This window comes from Ruegeria sp. CF8 (genome assembly GCF_056537285.1).
This window is the reverse complement of sequence record NZ_JBQFRG010000001.1, coordinates 644,005-662,425: the sequence shown is the minus strand read 5'-3', so window position 1 is coordinate 662,425 and position 18,421 is coordinate 644,005. Positions and strand designations below refer to the sequence as shown.

At 57.3% G+C, this 18,421-nt stretch carries 17 protein-coding genes; 5 read left to right on the top strand and 12 right to left on the bottom strand.

All coding sequences use genetic code 11. The features are described from left to right. Positions 1-47: 47 nt before the first annotated feature. From ACR0EV_RS03270 to ACR0EV_RS03245, 6 genes are all read right to left on the bottom strand, one after another. A complete protein-coding gene (locus ACR0EV_RS03270; protein ID WP_480798776.1) occupies positions 48-893 on the bottom strand; it encodes an ABC transporter permease in 846 nt (281 codons plus the stop codon). After that, on the bottom strand, positions 890-1,822 hold the full coding sequence (locus ACR0EV_RS03265) for an ABC transporter permease (protein ID WP_480798775.1): 933 nt from the start codon (positions 1,820-1,822) through the stop codon (positions 890-892). The genes ACR0EV_RS03270 and ACR0EV_RS03265 overlap by 4 nt, the downstream gene beginning before the upstream one ends. Further along, on the bottom strand, positions 1,819-2,262 hold the full coding sequence (locus ACR0EV_RS03260; protein WP_480798774.1) for a GNAT family N-acetyltransferase: 444 nt from the start codon (positions 2,260-2,262) through the stop codon (positions 1,819-1,821). The genes ACR0EV_RS03265 and ACR0EV_RS03260 overlap by 4 nt, the downstream gene beginning before the upstream one ends. After that, positions 2,252-3,049: an ABC transporter ATP-binding protein gene (locus ACR0EV_RS03255; RefSeq protein WP_480798773.1), complete on the bottom strand. Its 798-nt coding sequence runs from the start codon at positions 3,047-3,049 to the stop codon at positions 2,252-2,254. Before ACR0EV_RS03255 ends, ACR0EV_RS03260 begins: the two co-directional genes overlap by 11 nt. A gap of 55 nt (positions 3,050-3,104) precedes the next feature. Further along, a complete protein-coding gene (gene hydA, locus ACR0EV_RS03250) occupies positions 3,105-4,559 on the bottom strand; it encodes a dihydropyrimidinase (RefSeq protein WP_480798772.1) in 1,455 nt (484 codons plus the stop codon). 92 nt (positions 4,560-4,651) lie between these two features. After that, the gene (locus ACR0EV_RS03245) at positions 4,652-5,902 is read right to left on the bottom strand and encodes a Zn-dependent hydrolase (protein ID WP_480798771.1); all 1,251 of its coding nucleotides are present in this window, start codon (positions 5,900-5,902) and stop codon (positions 4,652-4,654) included. A gap of 171 nt (positions 5,903-6,073) precedes the next feature. Between ACR0EV_RS03245 and ACR0EV_RS03240 the strand changes: the two genes are divergently transcribed. Then, entirely contained in the window at positions 6,074-6,682 is a 609-nt protein-coding gene (locus tag ACR0EV_RS03240) for a TetR family transcriptional regulator C-terminal domain-containing protein (RefSeq protein WP_480798770.1), read from the top strand. Between the two features lie 48 nt (positions 6,683-6,730). Here the strand turns inward: ACR0EV_RS03240 and preA are convergent, their stop codons facing one another. From preA to ACR0EV_RS03220, 4 genes are all read right to left on the bottom strand, one after another. Further along, positions 6,731-8,035: an NAD-dependent dihydropyrimidine dehydrogenase subunit PreA gene (preA, locus tag ACR0EV_RS03235; RefSeq protein ID WP_480798769.1), complete on the bottom strand. Its 1,305-nt coding sequence runs from the start codon at positions 8,033-8,035 to the stop codon at positions 6,731-6,733. A gap of 18 nt (positions 8,036-8,053) precedes the next feature. After that, a complete protein-coding gene (locus ACR0EV_RS03230; RefSeq protein WP_480798768.1) occupies positions 8,054-8,890 on the bottom strand; it encodes a methyltransferase domain-containing protein in 837 nt (278 codons plus the stop codon). A gap of 46 nt (positions 8,891-8,936) precedes the next feature. Beyond that, a complete protein-coding gene (locus tag ACR0EV_RS03225; RefSeq protein WP_480798767.1) occupies positions 8,937-10,271 on the bottom strand; it encodes an NAD(P)-dependent oxidoreductase in 1,335 nt (444 codons plus the stop codon). A 156-nt stretch (positions 10,272-10,427) separates the two neighbouring features. Next, a complete protein-coding gene (locus ACR0EV_RS03220; RefSeq protein WP_480798766.1) occupies positions 10,428-11,060 on the bottom strand; it encodes a cupin domain-containing protein in 633 nt (210 codons plus the stop codon). A gap of 143 nt (positions 11,061-11,203) precedes the next feature. On the opposite strand from ACR0EV_RS03220, the gene ACR0EV_RS03215 reads away from it, so the two are divergent. The 3 genes from ACR0EV_RS03215 (at position 11,204) to ACR0EV_RS03205 (ending at position 14,277) form a co-directional block, all read left to right on the top strand. Then, positions 11,204-12,199, top strand: coding sequence for a hypothetical protein (locus ACR0EV_RS03215; protein WP_480798765.1), 996 nt, complete (start codon positions 11,204-11,206; stop codon positions 12,197-12,199). 72 nt (positions 12,200-12,271) lie between these two features. After that, positions 12,272-13,564, top strand: coding sequence for an O-acetylhomoserine aminocarboxypropyltransferase/cysteine synthase family protein (locus ACR0EV_RS03210; RefSeq protein WP_480798764.1), 1,293 nt, complete (start codon positions 12,272-12,274; stop codon positions 13,562-13,564). A 2-nt stretch (positions 13,565-13,566) separates the two neighbouring features. Then, on the top strand, positions 13,567-14,277 hold the full coding sequence (locus ACR0EV_RS03205) for a GNAT family N-acetyltransferase (protein WP_480798763.1): 711 nt from the start codon (positions 13,567-13,569) through the stop codon (positions 14,275-14,277). Between the two features lie 2 nt (positions 14,278-14,279). On the opposite strand, the gene ACR0EV_RS03200 is transcribed toward ACR0EV_RS03205, so the two are convergent. Next, complete coding sequence (locus ACR0EV_RS03200) at positions 14,280-14,984, bottom strand: SIMPL domain-containing protein (protein WP_480798762.1); 705 nt, start codon at positions 14,982-14,984, stop codon at positions 14,280-14,282. A gap of 200 nt (positions 14,985-15,184) precedes the next feature. Between ACR0EV_RS03200 and ACR0EV_RS03195 the strand changes: the two genes are divergently transcribed. After that, positions 15,185-17,191 carry a hypothetical protein gene (locus ACR0EV_RS03195; RefSeq protein ID WP_480798761.1) on the top strand — a complete coding sequence of 669 codons (2,007 nt, stop codon included), beginning with the start codon at positions 15,185-15,187 and terminating at the stop codon, positions 17,189-17,191. Positions 17,192-17,246: 55 nt separating this feature from the next. On the opposite strand, the gene hppD is transcribed toward ACR0EV_RS03195, so the two are convergent. Further along, positions 17,247-18,344, bottom strand: a complete 1,098-nt coding sequence (hppD, locus tag ACR0EV_RS03190) for a 4-hydroxyphenylpyruvate dioxygenase (protein WP_480798760.1) — start codon at positions 18,342-18,344, stop codon at positions 17,247-17,249. Between the last annotated feature and the right edge of the window lie 77 nt (positions 18,345-18,421).

Below are 18,421 nucleotides of genomic sequence, written 5' to 3'. Positions count from 1 at the left end.
TCTCCTAGTTGCGTGTTTGCCCCGTTTTCGGGGTCTGTTGAATTTTGTTATCCGCGTTGGGAAGGGTGCCAGAAGGTTACCACCTTTTCGAGCCCTGCCACGATGGAATAGAACACGGTTCCGGCCAATGCCGCCACCGCGATTTCTGCCCAGACGAGGTCAATCGACAAGCTGCCCACGCCGGTCGAGATTCTGAACCCCATACCGCGTGTAGGCGATCCGAAATACTCGGCCACGATAGCCCCGATGAGCGCCAGCGTCGTGGCGATCTTGAGGCCGTTGAAGATAAATGGCATCGCAGCTGGCAGGCGCAGTTTGATAAGTGTTTGAGTGTAGCTGGCCGCATAGGTGCGCATCAGGTCGCGCTGCATGGCATCTGCTTCGCGCAGGCCCTGCACGGTGTTCACAAGGATCGGGAAGAATACCATCACAACGACAACTGCCGCCTTGGATTGCCAATCGAACCCGAACCAGCTGACCAAAATGGGGGCGATGCCCACGATGGGCAATGCAGCCACAAAATTGCCGATGGGCAACAACCCCCGGGTCAAGAAGACGGATCGGTCAATCAAGACGGCAGTCAGGAACGCGGCAGCACTGCCGATGGCAAAACCGGTAAAGGCACCTTTGAACACGGTCTGCTTGAAGTCCTGCCACAGAATATCCGTCGAATTCGCAAAGGTTTGCGCGACCATCGAAGGCGGCGGAAGGATGACAGGCGAGACATTCAGGCCACGTACTGCCCCTTCCCACAAGATCAGCAGCGTTACACCAAACAATACGGGCACAAAGACGCGCACACCTTTGGAGTCGCGATAGATCGAACGCGCTAACCAAGCATTCAACGCCCATGCGCCGGCCCAGAAAATCAGTGCAAAGACAAGCCAGCTCATGCGGTCATCCCCATGCGTTTAAGGGTGACCCTTTGAAGAACATCCAGCAAAGTCACCAAGATGCCCGCCAGAATGGCCGCCGCAAACAACGCCGCCCAAATGGCCAGTGGTGTGCCAAACTGATCCCCGATCAGTATCCGGGCTCCCAGCCCCGAGATCGCGCCTGTTGGCAGCTCACCCACAATTGTTCCAACCAATGCTGCTGCTATGCCGACCTTCAGCGAGGTAAAGAGGTACGGCACCGAAGACGGCAGGCGCAGCTTCAGAAACGCCTGCAGCCCGGTCGCGTTGTAGGTCTTGAGCAGATCGAGCTGCGATACAGCCGGAGACCGTAGGCCTTTGACCATCCCAACCAGCACTGGGAAATAGCACAGATAAGCCGAGATAATCGCCTTCGGCACCCCACGCCCTTCGATCCCCAACTGCGAGCTTAGCACAATGATCATGGGGGCCAGCGCCACGATTGGCACGGTCTGACTGATGATTGCCCAGGGCATCAAGCTCATATCCACCACACGAGAGTAAACGATAGCCACGGCCCCCAGAATGCCAACAGCTGTTCCCAGAACAAAACCCCAAAGCGTGGATTGAAGTGTAATCCAGCCGTGGTAGATCAAGGACCGTTTCGACATCGCCCGGCCTTTCATCACCATCTCGCCGGTTGTTTTCCACAACTCCTGCCCCACCTGCACAGGCGTCGGCAAACGTGGGCGATCCAGATCATAGCCGCGGTGGATTTGCGACGGGTTTTGCGCCATCAGAACCCAGACGGACACCTGCTGACGATCCCGCGATGTTTCGGGCGTTACCGTTTCTCCGGCGCGTTCAGCCTGATCTAGCGAGACACGGATGTTCATCGGCGCAACCGCCAGGTACCAAAGCACGGCGATGGCAATCAACACAGTCATGACAGATAAGAACTGCTTCATGCGCGCCACTCCATCCGAAAGACAGGCAGGGTATCCGGAGGCACAGGGGGCTCTTCGGCAGTTACCTCAAACCCTTCGCGGCGATAAAAGCGTTGTGCAGCGATGTTGGGTCTGTGCGTTGTCAGCCAGAGAAAATCTCTGCCCTCTTTTGCTTTGTCGACAAAGCGCTTGCCAATGCCTTGTCCCGTCCGGCCACAATACAACGCTCCGATTTTATTGAGCGCGGGATCAACCGACATGTAGCAGTCGACCGGATCACCAGCGACCCAGATCTCACGGCTGTCGAACGCATCACCGATCATGGTCGAGAGTTCTTCCACAGACAGTTCTTCGGGCATCCAATCCGTTTGCCTTGCCCAGTTGTGGACGACCGTGGCGCAGGCTGTCACGTCATCAGGCACAGCGCGCCGGATTTGATCTGCGTTCACTTCAGTCTTCATAAGAATGCCCTGCTCTCAAGCCATCGCGTACACGGTGGGCAACTTCTATGAACTCCGGCGTATCCCGAATGTCCAATGGCCGTTCCTTGGGCAGCGGGCTGTCAATCACATCGGTGATCCGGCCGGGCCTTGGGCTCATCACCACGATTTTGGTGCTCAGGTATACGGCTTCAGGGATCGAATGGGTCACAAACCCAATCGTCTTCTCGGTCCGCGCCCAAAGCGCCAGAAGCTGTTCGTTCAGGTGATCGCGTACGATTTCGTCCAAGGCGCCAAAGGGTTCATCCATCAGCAGGATATCAGCATCGAAGGCAAGGGCCCGTGCAATGCTGGCCCGCTGCTGCATGCCGCCTGATAGTTGCCAGGGGAACTTGCCGCCAAACCCTTCAAGATCAACCAGTTTCAGGACGTTCTTAACCTGCTCTGCCTGCTCAGCAGCCGAATACCCCATGATCTCAAGCGGCAGCTTGATGTTCTTTGCAATGGTCCGCCAAGGATACAGACCCGCCGCTTGAAACACATACCCATAGGCCCGGTTCCGTCGCGCCTCATCCGGGGTCATCCCGTTCACCGTCAGCGTTCCACCTGTCGGGGTTTCCAACGCAGCGATACAGCGTAGAAATGTAGTTTTGCCGCAACCAGAAGGTCCGATGAAGCTGACAAAATCACCCTTGTCGATTGTCAGGTTCACGTCCTTCAGTGCGTGAACGGGCCCATCGTTGGTCTGGAACGTCAGGTCCAGCTGCCTTGCCTCGATGACGGGCTGGGTCGTGCTTGCAGTATTCATTCTATTGCCTTGAAAAGAGTGGTGTCAGGGCTGCCTGCGCAGCAGCCCAAACTGATCAAACCCCGGTTGCCGGGATACCCGTCCGTTCAACCGGTCTCGGCGCGGTCAGTTCTTTCCAGGTGCTCAGCGCCTTGTGCACATGCGTATTGGCCTCGCGCGGCACGAACTTTCCGTGCCCTTCCTGAGTTCTGATCTCACCATCATGCACCGCGACCGCACCACGGGTCAGCGTGAACCGCGGCAACCCGCGCACTTCTTTGCCCTCAAAAACGTTGTAGTCGATCGATGACTGCTGCGTCTCAGCCGAGATTACCTTGGCTTTGTTTGGATCCCAAACCACCAGATCAGCATCAGCGCCGACCAGAACCGCACCCTTTTTAGGGTAGCAATTCAATATCTTGGCGATGTTTGTTGATGTGACAGCGACAAATTCGTTCGGCGTCAGTCGCCCCGTATTCACACCATAGGTCCACAGCATGGGCATTCGGTCTTCCAACCCTCCGGTCCCGTTCGGAATCTTGGTGAAATCCCCAACGCCATAGCGCTTTTGCTCAGTCGTAAACGCACAATGGTCCGTCGCCACAACGCTCAGCGTTCCAGATTGCAAACCGTTCCACAGGCTGTCCTGATGCTGCTTGTTCCGGAACGGAGGGCTCATGACCCGCCGCGCCGCATGCTCCCAATCGTGGTGGAAATACTCGCTTTCATCCAGGGTCAGGTGCTGGATCAAGGGCTCACCCCACACTCGCTTGCCCTGCATCTTGGCGCGACGAATGGCTTCATGCGCCTCTTCGCAAGACGTGTGCACCACATACAGCGGAACGCCTGCCATATCAGCAATCATGATGGCCCGGTTCGTCGCCTCACCCTCAACCTGCGGCGGACGGGAATAGGCGTGCGCCTCTGGCCCGGTATTGCCTTCAGCCAACAGCTTGGCGCTCAACTCGGCCACGACGTCGCCGTTTTCGGCATGGACCATTGCGGTTCCACCCAGTTCGGCCAGACGCTTGAATGACGCAAACAGCTCATCATCATTCACCATCAGCGCGCCTTTGTAGGCCATGAAGTGCTTGAACGTATTGATGCCCCGCGTCTCGATGACAGTTTTGATGTCGTCGAACACCTGCTCGCCCCACCAGGTGACCGCCATGTGGAACGAATAGTCACAATTGGCCCGCGTCGATTTGTTGTCCCAGCGCTTCAACGCATCCAGCAGGCTTTCACCCGGGTTGGGTAACGCAAAATCCACCACCATTGTGGTGCCACCGGCCAAAGCCGCGCGGGTGCCGCTTTCGAAATCGTCGCTGGAATAGGTGCCCATAAAGGGCATCTCCAAGTGAGTATGCGGGTCGATTCCGCCCGGCATCACATAGCAGCCGGTGGCGTCCAACTCTTTGTCACCCTTCAGATCCATCCCAATCTCGGTGATCACACCACCTTCGACCAGCACGTCCGCTTTGTACGACAAATCCGCAGTGACGACGGTTCCGTTCTTGATAACAGTGCTCATTTCAAACTCCCTGATGCGGTCTGCGCCGCTTGCTTCATCTGGCCAAAAATACCTCGGGGGAGTCGCCCATCGGGCGACGGGGGCAGAGCCCCCTATTCCACGATCTCAGCCGTCTCGACGACCGCGTGCAACAGGACATCCGCCCCGGCTGCCGCCCAGTCCTTGCTGATCTCTTCAGCCTCATTGTGGCTCAAACCATCCACACATGGGCACATGATCATCGCAGTTGGTGCCACACGGTTGATCCAACAGGCGTCATGCCCCGCGCCCGAAATGATATCCGTATGCGAATACCCCAACCGCTCGGCCGCGTTGCGTACGGCGGACACACAACTATCATCGAATTTCACCGGATCGAACCCACCGACTTTTTCGAATTCGATCTGCAAGCCCATGTCTTCCACAATGTCTTCGGCCGCCACCCGCAGACGGTTTTCCATGTCCGTGATCACATCCAACTCAGGCGAGCGGAAATCGACCGTGAACACCACCTTGCCCGGAACCACATTGCGTGAGTTCGGATACACATCGATATGACCAGCCGCTCCTACCGCGTGAGGTGCATGTGACCAGGCGATCTCGTCCACTTTTTCAAGAATGCGTGCCATTGCTAGACCAGCGTTCTTACGCATCGGCATCGGGGTTGAACCGGTATGGGCATCCTTGCCGGTCACGGTGATCTGGGTCCAGCTCAGCCCCTGCCCGTGTGTGACAACGCCAATATCCTTACCTTCAGCCTCCAGTATCGGGCCCTGTTCGATATGCAGTTCAAAAAAGGCGTGCATATTCCGCGCGCCGACTTCTTCATCGCCGCGCCAGCCGATGCGGTTCAGTTCATCTCCGAACTTCTTGCCCTCGGCATCCTCGCGCTCATACGCCCAATCCTGCGTGTGCATTCCCGCAAACACCCCTGACGACAGCATTGCGGGTGCGTATCGCGTGCCTTCTTCATTGGTCCAGTTGGTCGCCACAATGGGATGTTTCGTTTTGATCCCAAGATCATTGAGGGTCCGGATGATCTCCAGCCCTCCCAAAACACCCAAGACACCGTCATACTTCCCGCCGGTCGGCTGCGTATCCAGATGCGAACCGACATAGACCGGCAGCGCGTCTGGGTCCGTCCCTTCGCGGTGTGCAAACATGTTGCCCATCTGATCCAAACCCATGGAACAGCCCGCTTCTTCGCACCATTTCTGGAACAGGGCACGGCCTTCTGCGTCTTCGTCGGTCAGAGTTTGGCGGTTGTTGCCACCGGCAACACCAGGCCCGATCTTGGCCATCTCCATCAGGCTGTCCCACAACCTGTCGCCATTGATCCTGAGATTCTGCGCCGGAGCTGCCATGTTCATCTTCCCTGTTTGCTTGCGATTTGGCTCGCTTTTGGTGTCTTGATTTGACCATCTGGTCAAACTCACGCTATCACGGGTTCGAGATCAGTCAAGAAATTGCGCGGCACAGCTTGAATTTTCACTGAATTCCGCGCCTATAGTCGAAAAAAGAGACACGCTGAAAACATGCCGAAAGACCGCGCACCGACTCGCATTCAGAAAAAGAACCGTGCTGCGATCCTCGAGGCCGCCCTGAACGTGTTTTCAGCCCACGGGTTTCGCGGAGCGACCGTAGATCAGATTGCCGCCGAGGCCGGACTGAGCAAACCAAACCTGCTGTACTATTTCCCGTCGAAAGAGGCGATTCACACCGAACTGCTGTCCGGCCTTCTGGAAACCTGGCTGGCCCCCTTGCACGATCTGGACGAGGACGGCGATCCGATGGAGGAAATCCTGGCCTACATTCGGCGCAAGTTGCAAATGAGTCAGGAGTTACCACGCGAAAGCCGTCTTTTTGCCAATGAACTGGTACAGGGCGCGCCACGTATCCACGAGGCGTTGTCCAAGGATCTCAAGGAACTGGTCGACGAAAAAACCTTGATCCTGACACGCTGGATGGATCAGGGCAAAATCGCGCGGGTGCACCCCTATCACTTGATGTTTTCGATCTGGGCGCTGACGCAGCATTACGCCGATTTCGACGTCCAGGTGCGTGCCATTTTGGGCGAAGAGGATCCGTTTGAAGGGGCCGACCCCTTTGTGGACACCTTGTACCGAAAGCTTCTGACCCCTTGAAAAAAAGGGGCCGCAAAAACGGCCCCTTGATGATCTTCAATCCTTGGTTCATTCGGCGGCCTTGGCCATCGGATTGTTCGGATGCGTCGTCCAGTTGGCATAGGTCGGCTGCACCTCTTTACCTGTGCGCGGATCGACCTCACCCGGTGCCATCGGCACCATCGAGATACAGTCTTCAACCGGGCACACGTCGACGCACAGGTTGCACGCCACGCATTCTTCATCGATCACTTCGAACACGCGGTCGTCCGACATCGAGATCGCCTGGTGGCTGGTGTCTTCACACGCCGCATAGCAGCGGCCACATTTGATGCACTGATCCTGATCGATCTTAGCCTTGGCGATGTAGTTCAGGTTCAGATACTGCCAGTCGGTGACGTTGGGTACGGCACGACCGATTACTTCGTCGATGCTGCTGTATCCTTTTTCATCCATCCATTCGGACAGACCGGCGGTCAGTTCGTCGATGATCTTGAAGCCATAGGTCATTGCAGCGGTGCAAACCTGCACCGTGCCACAACCCAATGAGATGAACTCGGCCGCGTCGCGCCATGTGGTGACGCCGCCAATACCGGAAATCGGCAGACCATGCGTTGCCTCGGCCCGTGCGATCTCGGACACCATCGACAGGGCAATCGGTTTCACTGCGGGACCACAATAACCACCATGGCTGCCCTTGCCGTCGATTGAGGGTTCGGGGCTGAACGTGTCCAGATTGACGCTAGTGATCGAGTTGATCGTGTTGATCAGCGACACCGCATCCGCGCCGCCGTTCTTTGCCGCAGCTGCAGGTTTGCGGATATCGGTGATGTTGGGCGTCAGTTTCACTATGACCGGGCGGTCGTAGTACTGCTTACACCACCGCGTCACCATTTCGATGTATTCCGGCACCTGCCCAACGGCCGAGCCCATACCGCGCTCGCTCATCCCGTGCGGGCAACCAAAGTTTAGTTCGATCCCATCCGCGCCGGTTTCGGCAACGCGCGGCAGGATGGCCTTCCACGCCTCCTCCTCACACGGCACCATGATCGAAGCGATCAGGGCGCGATCCGGGTAATCGGCCTTGACCCGCGCCATTTCCTCGAGGTTCACCTCCAATGGCCGGTCCGTGATCAACTCGATGTTGTTCAGGCCAAGCAACCGCCGATCCGCGCCGTAAATCGCGCCGTAGCGCGGGCCGTTCACGTTCACGACCGGAGGGCCCTCGGACCCCAGCGTTTTCCAAACCACACCGCCCCATCCGGCCTCGAAGGCGCGGCGGACGTTGTATTCTTTGTCAGTGGGCGGCGCAGAGGCCAGCCAATAGGGATTGGGGCTGGAAATGCCCAGAAAGTTAGTCGTCAGATCGGCCATGGCTTCTCCCTTCCCGGCTCAGCCGGATTTCTTGAATATCATTTCGGTCGGGCGAATGCGCCCGGCCTTTAGGTTTGTGACGTAGTTTTGGAATTTCTCGGGCGCCGTCTCGCCCATCATCAGGTGAATCCCCAGTGGCGCGGGGCCGCTTTCAGCTATCTTGGCAAAGACATCCTCGAAGAACTGAATCGCAAAATCGGTGCGGTCCGTTTCAGTCTCAAGCTCCAGCCCCACCGCTGCCGCGGCATCTTTGTACACATCCGGTGCGTGAACGAAGGACGTCTCTGGCAACGTGGACCATGGAAGCGGAAATGCCAGAGGCTCATCCACGTCTCCGCCCATGACATCGAACAGAGCAAAGGTTCCGCCCGTGGCCAGCGCCCGCGACACTTCCGCAAACAGTCCGGCTTTATCCTCGATGTTCATGCCCACATGCATCATGACAGCAAGGTCAAATCCCGCATCTGGCACAGGCATGTCCAGTGCACTGCCCACATGAAAACTGACCTTCTCGGAATGCCCGACCAGATCGCTCAACGCGGTGGCCGTTTCCACAAATTCAGGCGTCAGATCGACCCCGGTTACCATCGAGTCATAACGATCCACGATATAACGCGAGGTGCCACCTATACCGCATCCCACATCCAGAACACGGGTTGCATGGGTCGGCGCGAGTTGCGCAAACAGGTTATCGGTCGCCAAAACGCCGCCCGTGTGGAACTCGTCCCCTGCCTTCAGATCAGCAACAGTGGCTGCATCCGGGTCAATGCCGCTGGCTTCTAGCGCCGCGCGGACGCGTTCGGTCAGGGCACCGGTGGTGTAGTGTTGAGCAACAGCTTGTTCGATCTGGGACATGAGAATACCTCAGCAGCGAAAGGAATGGGGTGAATACCCCACCCTATCACGAAACGAGCGTTGCGTGGATGTCCATCGCCGCATCCCGGCCTTCGGCTACTGCGGTTACGGTCAGGTCTTCGCCACCTGCCGCACAGTCTCCACCAGCCCAGACACCCGACATTGAGGTGCGCCCGGCCCCACTGACAGCAATCTTGTTGCCGTCCAGCGTCAGCCCTTCGGGTGCGCCGTCCAGCGTCTGACCGATGGCTTTGAGCACCTGATCAGCTGGCAGGCGGATCGTCTCTCCGGTGCCTGTAAGCTGACCGTTCTTGCTGGAGGTATATTCCAGTTCGATCTCGGCAGCAGTTCCGTTTCCATGCACGGCCACCGGTTGAACGTTGGTCAGGATCCGAACGCCGTGCGAGGCAGCCAAATCCTGTTCATAGCGGCTTGCCCCCATGGCGCCGCGGCCGCGGCGGTAGGCAATTGTAACGTGTTCCGCGCCCAGCAACTTGGACTTCACAGCAGCGTCCACAGCCGTCATGCCGCCACCAATGACGACGACGTTGCGACCAACGGGCAGGTTTGCAAGATCGTCTGCCTGCCGCACGTCCGAGATGAAATCAACAGCAGCACGCACGCCATCCTTGTCGACACCCCCAGCGCGCAGGGCGTTCACCCCAGCCAGGCCGATGGACAGGAATACGGCGTCATAATTCTCAAGCAGACCATCCAGCGAGATACTGTCACCCAGCACCGATCCGGTTTCGATCGCGATCCCGCCGATTTTCAGCAGCCAGTCTACCTCGGCCTGTGCAAAATCGTTGGTCGATTTGTAAGCGGCGATCCCATATTCGTTCAGGCCGCCCGGCTTGGGCTTGCTTTCATGGATCACGACGTCATGGCCTAACATGGCCAGACGGTGCGCGCAGGCCAAACCGGCAGGTCCTGCCCCAACAACAGCGACAGTCTTGCCCGTAGGCGCCGCCCTTTCGAACGGGTGCGCGCCAGAGGCCATGATGTCATCGGTCGCAAAACGCTGCAGGCGTCCGATCTCAACCGGCTTGCCTTCTGCAGCTTCGCGCACACAGGCTTCTTCGCAGAGGGTTTCGGTCGGACAGACCCGAGCGCACATGCCGCCCAGAATATTCTGTTCCAGAATGGTCCGCCCTGCCGATTGTGGCTGTCCCGCCTGAATCTGGCGTATGAACAACGGAATATCGATATCCGTCGGACACGCGGTCACGCATGGTGCGTCATAGCAGAAATAGCAACGGTCTGCGGCAACGGCGGCCTCATGCGGGGCCAGTGGCGGATGCAGATCGGTGAAATTCGAGGTCAGCTCATCGCTGGAAAGCCGCCCAGCAACGATGCCGGGTGCCATCTGGCCCTGTGCCATCACTCTACTCCCTGTAGATATGTTTGTTATGACCTCAGCTTGCCACAAAAAAATATTTTATCAATTGGTAAAATTTATCAAATGGTCAAAAAATTGAAAAACCGGGCCAAAAGACCCGGTTTTCTGTGGTTTTGCATAATTTTAAGGCGAAGACCCTCAGATCATTCCGCCAAGATGGCCGGACTTGGTCCAAACCCGTGCGCCATCTGGCCCTGCAATCGCTTGCGTGCGGGTACCTGGCGGCAGGCGCAACCAGTCCCATTTGGCAAAGTTTTCGCCGCCCTCGGAAAAGCCACCGGCGATGACAAAAACCTCCATCCCCTCGCCTGCATCCAGTTCGATCTTGTCCCCGGCAGCCCAGCTTTGCACGCAAACGTCTTCATGATCGTCTTTGAACAAATGCAGATCAGCCTCACCATTTACAGACTTGTGCACCTCTGTCCGGTCTTGTGGGTCGAACTGGTGGAGCTTGACCAGTATGGTCGCCCCTTCGGCTGCCGACGGGGTATGAGACGACGTTGGCGGGTTGCGCACGTAGCTTCCAACAGGAAAATCCCCTGTTTCATCCTGGAATACACCGTCAAGAACCAGATACTCCTCTCCACCATCATGCGTATGTGCAGAAAACGCACTGCCGGGTGCAAAGCGGACAATTGTTGTGGCGCGGGCAACCTCGTCGCCGATGCGATCCAGCATTTTCCGCTCGACCCCGGCGGCGGGGGACGCAACCCAGTCTGTTTCGTCGAAATGAACCGCAACCCGTTTCGTGAAATCCGCGTTGATCCGCATGTTCACCCCTTTCATCTAACGACCGTGATAGAAATGGGATCTTATGCTGGAATTGCAAATTTTCGGCTTTTGACGGCTTGGGCCACGTGTTGTACTCCGGGACGAAGGGTGCGGGGTCGCGCACCTATCGGGAACAGGCGCAGATGCAGGCAAATCCACAGAAATTTAACATCGCCGTCGTCGGGCAAAACAATCGCCTGCAATACGAGGCCCTATTGTTTGCCGCATCGTTGCGTCACAGCTCACCGCAATTTGAAGGCAGGCTGTTTGTCGCCACGCCCAACCCGGGACCACGTTGGAATCAAAACCCCAGCATTCAGGACGAAGATGTTCTGAAGGCGTTGCAACAACTGAACGTCGAAATCCTACCTTTCGACTCGCATGTCTTTGGTGAAAGCTATCCCTACGGCAACAAGATCGAGGCTCTGCTGGCATTGCCAGAGGGCGAGCCGTTTGTGTTCTTTGACACCGACACACTGATCACCGGGGACATCGCACGCGTACCTTTTGATTTCGACCGCCCCGGCGCGTCGCTGAAGGTTGAGGGGACATGGCCAAAGCCTACGCTCTACGGCCCTGGTTTTGATGGCATATGGCGCGCGTTGTACCAGCGGTTCGGGCTGGATTTCGAAAGCTCGCTGGATACCAGCCAACCGCATGATTACTGGCGCCGGTATCTGTATTTCAACGCGGGCTATTTCTTTTACAAATGCCCCAGGGTTTTTGGCGAACGCTATCTGGATTATGCCAGAACGATCCGAGACGCGCATATTCCCGAACTGACCGGCCAGAACCTAGATCCATGGCTGGATCAAGCCGCTCTTCCGCTTGTGATACATTCGTTGGGAGGAGGTCGGGACGCGCTGCCCGATGGTTTGCTCGACGGCTCTGTCAGTTGTCACTACCGCCTGTTCCCGCTGCTCTACGCCCGTGAAAGCAGCCATGTGGTCGACGTTCTGGAAACCGTTGTGGCACCGAACAAGGTCAAAAAGGTGCTCAAGCAATATGATCCGCTGAAAAAGCTGGTCCTGCAGGGTAAAGGCGCAAAAATCCGTGCCTTGTTTGATCAGAACAACCTGCCGCGGCGCGAACAGGCCATTCGAAACACGATCAAAAGCAAAGGGCTTTGGCTGCGCTGACAGGATCGTTGTGCGCTGGCCTGCAATGGCCTACAGATTCGGCAAGACAAATTCCAACAGGAGATTTTCAGGATGTCTGACGGCCCTACCTACGGTTTTGACACGTTGCAGATTCACGCGGGCGCCCGCCCCGACCCGGCGACCGGAGCGCGCCAGACACCCATCTATCAGACCACAGCTTATGTGTTCCGCGATGCTGATCACGCGGCGGCCCTGTTCAATCTGCAAGAAGTGGGCTTCATCTATTCTCGCCTGACCAACCCAACCGTCGCCGTTCTACAGGAACGTGTCGCGACGCTTGAAGGCGGCGTTGGCGCTGTTTGCTGTTCGTCCGGTCACGCGGCGCAGATCATGGCGCTGTTCCCCTTAATGGGACCGGGCTGCAATGTCGTCGCCTCGAACCGTTTGTACGGTGGAACGGTCACGCAATTCAGCCAGACCATCAAACGCTTTGGCTGGTCGGCCAAGTTTGTCGATACCGACGATATGGACGCGGTGAAGGACGCAATCGACGAAAACACCCGTGCTGTGTTCTGTGAATCCATTGCCAACCCAGGCGGTTATGTCACTGATATCCGTGCCTTGGCGGACGTTGCTGATGCAGCGGGTATTCCGCTGATCGTCGACAACACTTCGGCCACCCCGTATCTGTGCCGCCCCATTGAACACGGTGCGACGCTGGTTGTGCACTCGACCACCAAGTATCTGACAGGCAACGGTACAGTCACCGGCGGCTGCATCGTGGATTCCGGTAAATTCGACTGGTCAGCAAATGACAAGTTCCCCTCGCTCAGCGAACCCGAGCCCGCCTATCACGGCTTGAAATTCCACGAGACTTTCGGCCCGCTGGCCTTCACCTTCCACGGCATCGCCATCGGTCTGCGTGATTTGGGAATGACCATGAACCCGCAAGCCGCGCATTATACGCTGATGGGGATCGAAACCCTGTCGCTGCGGATGGAGCGTCACGTTGAGAACGCACAGAAGATCGCGGCCTGGCTGGAAGCGGATGACCGCGTGGATTACGTGACCTATGCGGGTCTGCCGTCGTCGCCCTATCACGACCGGGTCAAGTCGCAATACAAACGCGGTGCCGGTGCGCTGTTCACCTTTGCCGTCAAAGGTGGCTATGACGCCTGCATCAAACTGGTCAACGCGCTGGAAATCTTCAGTCACGTGGCCAATCTGGGCGATGCACGCTCGCTGATCATCCACTCGGCCTCGACCACCCACCGGCAGTTGACCCCAGAACAACAAGAAGCCGCAGGTGCAGGACCGGGTGTTGTGCGCGTGTCCATCGGGATCGAAGACGCAAACGATTTGATCGCCGATCTGGATCAGGCCTTGGCCAAGGCCAGCGCCTGACCATGGCTGGGCACGACACAAACGACCTGGGCCAACCCATTGGTCGGCCGGTGACGGGTGACTTTCCGCGCCCGACTCCGCCCTATACTCCGATGGAGGGTCGGTATTGTTCAGTCGTGCCTTTGGACGTGAACAGGCACGCGCCCGGACTTTTCCGAGCGTTTGCCAATGACAGGGATGGTCGCAACTGGACGTATCTGCCCTACGGCCCGTTCGACAACGAGCCTGCGTTCGAAGATTGGGCCCGCGCAACTTGTATGGACGCGGATCCGATGTTCCATACTGTACTGGACGGCAATGACGTACCGATCGGCATGGCCTCATACCTGAGGATCGAGCCCGCTGCCGGCTCGATCGAAGTCGGGCACATCCATTTCTCGCCCCTGTTGCAGCGCAAGCCGCAATCCACCGAAGTCATGTATCTGATGATGAAACGCGTGTTCGACGAATTGGGCTATCGCCGCTATGAATGGAAATGCGATGCGCTGAATGCACCATCGTGCAGCGCGGCAGAGCGGCTGGGCTTCACCTTTGAAGGTGTGTTTCGACAGGCGACTCACTACAAACGGCGCAACCGTGACACTGCGTGGTATTCAATCATTGATACCGAATGGCCGCGCATTCGGGATGCGTTCGAAACCTGGCTTTCGCCGGACAATTTCGATGCAGCGGGCCAACAACGCAAACCACTGATGGCCCGAGCAAAAGCATGATCTTAGTCCGAAATCTCGAATTCCATCGAGACGCTGACTGAAACTGAAACCTCTCCGCCCGCGACCGGAACCCCGCCCGCATCAGCCATGCTCACGGCGCGCATTTCGGCCATCGGGCGGACACCGGCAACACGTTCCGAGATTGTCTGGACCGGGCCAAGCGTAACACCGGCCGCCTGCGCCAATTGTTCGGCCTTGGCGATGGCTTCTCCGACAGCTTGCGCACGGGCCTGCGCCTCAAGCGGTTTCGAATCCTGCACGCTAAAGCTCAGCCCGCCAAAGTCATTGGCACCATCCTGAATAACCGCATCCATGATCGTTCCCAACTGTGTCAGATCGCGGACACGTACAAACACACGGTTCGATGCGGTGAATCCTGTGATCTCGGGCTTTTCACCGTTCTGCCCGTGTCGCCCCGACCAAACCGGTGACAGTGACAAATCACGGGTCTGAACATCCCGGTCTTCAATGCCCATATCGGACAACCGCGCCAGGACTTTGGCAACCGCCTCCGACGTCGCCTGCATAGCCGCTCCGGCCTCAGCGTTTTCGTTGGTTACACCCAGCGTGATCGTCGCGATGTCAGGCGCAACTTGCACCATTCCGGTGGCGTCCACGGTAATGCGACGTTCTTCCGCATGGGCTGCGCCTGCGGCCGTTGCTGCCATCATCGCAGCCAGAAAAACGATTGTCTTCAAGGTTATCACTCCAATTTACTCTGTCTCAAGATGGGTTGTCGCCCCATTGCCATGCAAGAGCAGACCCAGCCTTTTTCTTTCCCTCGGCGGGTTCCTGCTTTATTGTCGGTCTGCGAACACAAAGTCGTTTGCATTGACGCTGACAATTATGGTTCCTCCGGATTATGAAACCCGCCTTTGCGCTGTCTTTTTCTACAACCGGAATTTTCTTGCACCACCAATCGGAGGGCGATTGGTATGCTGTCGGCACGATTCCATTGGACGCGCAGGATTTGCCCGAGCAAATGCAAGCATTGCGGGAAAAAGCATTTGCGCTGGAAAATGACCTGAGCTGCAAGATCGTACTGCCACCTGATCAGGTGCGCTTTCTGGACGTCGAAACAGAAGACCTGCCTGCTGCAGACCTGACAGCGCGGATTGAGGCGGCGCTGGCCGATGCGACCCCGTACGCTCTGTCCGACCTCAGCTACGACAGCCAAACCATCGGCAGCACAACCCATGTCGCTGCCGTCGCCAAAGAAACATTGGCCGAAGCGCGGACCTTCGCCGTGGGTCATGGTTTTGTGCCGACAGTGTTCACCACGGAAGAAGATGCAAGCGCTTTCCCGCGAGAACCTGTTTTTGCAGAGCAACCCGATCAACCTGAGCCGTTAGTTGCGACTCAACCCTCGGAGATTATTGAAACGGCTCCGCCCCAAGAGGATGACGCTCCTGACCTGCCCGCTCATGCTATAGCGGGTACAGCGGCACCGGATACGTTCCGCGCGCCGGACGTATCGCCGGTCGCACTTTCCAAGGCTCAACTCGCCTCAAGGCGCTTTGCAATTCCAGCTTTTGCCGCTGTGGTTTTGCTTGGTGGGGTATTTGGCGTGTGGCTGGCCTCTGGCCCCTCTGAATCGCCGGAGCAAGCCGCGCTGAATCCGATTGCTCCGGACGTATCAGAGCCGCAGACCGAGGCCCCTACTGATCCGTTGCCCGAGGTTGCGACAATTGAGCCCGAGCAGAGCACCCTCGCCGAACCGGCTTTAGAGCAGGCCGAGGAACAGACCGAACAGGCTCAGCCAAACCCAGTTGAGTCGGCTGTATCGGAGCCGGAGCCCGTCGTTGATACGACGCCCGAGGTAGCAGTCGTCGATCCCCAACAAAGCCCGTCCCCGGAGCCACAAGTTGACGAGGCCCAAGAGCAGCCCGAGCTATCGCCCACGGATGCGGCAATCCTTGAGGCGCTCAAAGTCGCGCCAACACCGGTTGAGCCGATTGCTCAGGACCCGGAAGCTCCAAAGGAGATCCTTGCGGAAACAGGAGTTGACGTAACGCCTCCCGCACCCCCGCAAGAACCTGAAGTTGTTGAGCCGGAAGACCTGTATCTGACGTCAATCGACAAATCTGATCTGTCCAATGATGCTGTGGCATTACCGCCTGCATCAAGCTTCGACACGGACGCGCCGTTCAGCCAAGAGGGATTGCCAAGTGCTGCAAGCACGCGGTTCGATCTGAATGATCGGGGCCTTGTTGTCGCGACGTCTGACGGTGCTTTGAACCCCGAAGGCATCACAGTCTATTTGGGTCGTCCATCCAAGGTGCCACCGCAAGCTCCTCTTCGGTTCGAGGAAGAACCTGTTGTTGAAGAGGCCGATCAAAGGCTGGCGGGGCTACGCCCCAGACCGCGCCCGGACAATCTTGAAGAGACGTTTGAACGTCAGCAGCTTGGCGGCCAATCGTTGGAGGAGTTGGCAGGCAAGAGACCGAAAGCGCGCCCTGCAGGCCTGGAAGCCCCAGAAGAGGTCGAAGTCCCTGTCGCCGAGTTGGACATTATGCGCGTCCCCCGCCCCAAAGCGCGACCGGCTGGACTGGTAATTGCAAGACCGACGGTTGCGAAACCGTCCACCCTGGCATCAACAGCGGCCCTGGCTGAGAACTCTGACGACGCGGGATCATTTCAGCCCAAGGCCGTTGCACCCAAGATTCCGTCAACCGCGTCGGTGGCCCGACAGGCGACAATCGACAACGCCATCAATCTGCGTAAGCTGAACCTGATCGGGGTCTATGGCACGCCTGCCAATCGTCGCGCCTTGGTGCGCCTACCCAGCGGTCGTTACAAGAAACTGAAAGTCGGGGATCGCATTGACGGCGGCAAAGTCATCGCCATCAGTGACAGCGAACTGCGCTATCAGAAAAAGGGCCGCAACGTGACGCTTTCAATGCCGCGTAGCTAATCGCTTTAGGAAAAGACGCCGGAGGTCATCCCCCGGCGCGTCTACTTTGGATGTATCAGGCAGCAGAGATTTCGCCGCTTTCGATCTGCTCGCGTTCGATAGATTCGAACAGGGCCTGGAAATTGCCCTCACCAAAACCGTCATCCCCTTTGCGCTGGATGAATTCAAAGAAGATCGGGCCGATCACGGTTTTTGAGAAGATCTGAAGCAGAATGCGTGTTTCGCCACCGTCCACGACACCCTCACCATCGATCAGAATGCCGTGCTTCATCATGTGATCCAATGGCTCGTCATGATCGGTTACGCGATCTTTCGACATCTCGTAATAGGCGCGGTTCGGGCCGGGCATGAATTTCAAACCATTCTCAGCAATGGCGTCGGTTGAGGCATAGATATCCTCGCTGCCCACAGCGATATGTTGAATCCCTTCGCCCTTGTACTTCTTGAGGTACGACACGATCTGCCCAGTCTCACCCCGGTCTTCGTTGATCGGAATCCGGATACGACCACAGGGCGACGTCAATGCGCGGCTGAACAGACCTGTGAACTTGCCCTGAATGTCGAAGAAACGAATTTCACGGAAATTGAACAAGTCACCGTAGAACTTGAACCACTTGTCCATGTTACCCTTGTAGACATTGTGGGTCAGGTGATCGAGGTAGTAGAACCCTTCGCCACGCGGCTTGGATTCCTTGATCCACTCGAACTCCTGATTGTAAGGCGATGTATCGTAATACTGATCGATGAAATAGATCAGCGACCCGCCTATGCCTTTAATCGCAGGAACGTCCAGCGTTTTGTCATCTGCATCATAAGGTTCGGCCCCTTTCGACACAGCGTGTTCATACGCTTTCTGCGCATCGACAACACGCCACCCCATCGCGGGGGCGCATGGGCCGTGCTCGGCGACGAACTTATCCGCAAAGCTGTCAGGATCGGCATTCAGGATATAGGTGACATCCCCTTGCTGCCAGAGTTCGACCAGCGGCTTGTCCTTGTGCCGGGCCACCAGATCGAACCCCATCTTGGCAAACAGATCGCGCAGTTCCTGCGGTTCGGGATGAGCAAATTCAACAAATTCAAACCCGTCGGTCCCGGCGGGGTTTTCTTCACTGATCACTGATTTCGGGGCGTTGTGCGGGAAAGGACCCATGGCGCGTCTCCTTTGAAGACAGGAAATTTATTGCTGATTCAAAAATATGACTTTTCAAACGCTGTTTCTGCGCATTG

Bases quoted from the DNA above. Each gene is read 5' to 3' on its own strand.
- ACR0EV_RS03270 (WP_480798776.1), bottom strand. From the start codon at position 893: ATGAGCTGGCTTGTCTTTGCACTGATTTTCTGGGCCGGCGCATGGGCG.
- ACR0EV_RS03265 (WP_480798775.1), bottom strand. From the start codon at position 1,822: ATGAAGCAGTTCTTATCTGTCATGACTGTGTTGATTGCCATCGCCGTG.
- ACR0EV_RS03260 (WP_480798774.1), bottom strand. From the start codon at position 2,262: ATGAAGACTGAAGTGAACGCAGATCAAATCCGGCGCGCTGTGCCTGAT.
- ACR0EV_RS03255 (WP_480798773.1), bottom strand. From the start codon at position 3,049: ATGAATACTGCAAGCACGACCCAGCCCGTCATCGAGGCAAGGCAGCTG.
- hydA (WP_480798772.1), bottom strand. From the start codon at position 4,559: ATGAGCACTGTTATCAAGAACGGAACCGTCGTCACTGCGGATTTGTCG.
- ACR0EV_RS03245 (WP_480798771.1), bottom strand. From the start codon at position 5,902: ATGGCAGCTCCGGCGCAGAATCTCAGGATCAATGGCGACAGGTTGTGG.
- ACR0EV_RS03240 (WP_480798770.1), top strand. From the start codon at position 6,074: ATGCCGAAAGACCGCGCACCGACTCGCATTCAGAAAAAGAACCGTGCT.
- preA (WP_480798769.1), bottom strand. From the start codon at position 8,035: ATGGCCGATCTGACGACTAACTTTCTGGGCATTTCCAGCCCCAATCCC.
- ACR0EV_RS03230 (WP_480798768.1), bottom strand. From the start codon at position 8,890: ATGTCCCAGATCGAACAAGCTGTTGCTCAACACTACACCACCGGTGCC.
- ACR0EV_RS03225 (WP_480798767.1), bottom strand. From the start codon at position 10,271: ATGGCACAGGGCCAGATGGCACCCGGCATCGTTGCTGGGCGGCTTTCC.
- ACR0EV_RS03220 (WP_480798766.1), bottom strand. From the start codon at position 11,060: ATGCGGATCAACGCGGATTTCACGAAACGGGTTGCGGTTCATTTCGAC.
- ACR0EV_RS03215 (WP_480798765.1), top strand. From the start codon at position 11,204: ATGCAGGCAAATCCACAGAAATTTAACATCGCCGTCGTCGGGCAAAAC.
- ACR0EV_RS03210 (WP_480798764.1), top strand. From the start codon at position 12,272: ATGTCTGACGGCCCTACCTACGGTTTTGACACGTTGCAGATTCACGCG.
- ACR0EV_RS03205 (WP_480798763.1), top strand. From the start codon at position 13,567: ATGGCTGGGCACGACACAAACGACCTGGGCCAACCCATTGGTCGGCCG.
- hppD (WP_480798760.1), bottom strand. From the start codon at position 18,344: ATGGGTCCTTTCCCGCACAACGCCCCGAAATCAGTGATCAGTGAAGAA.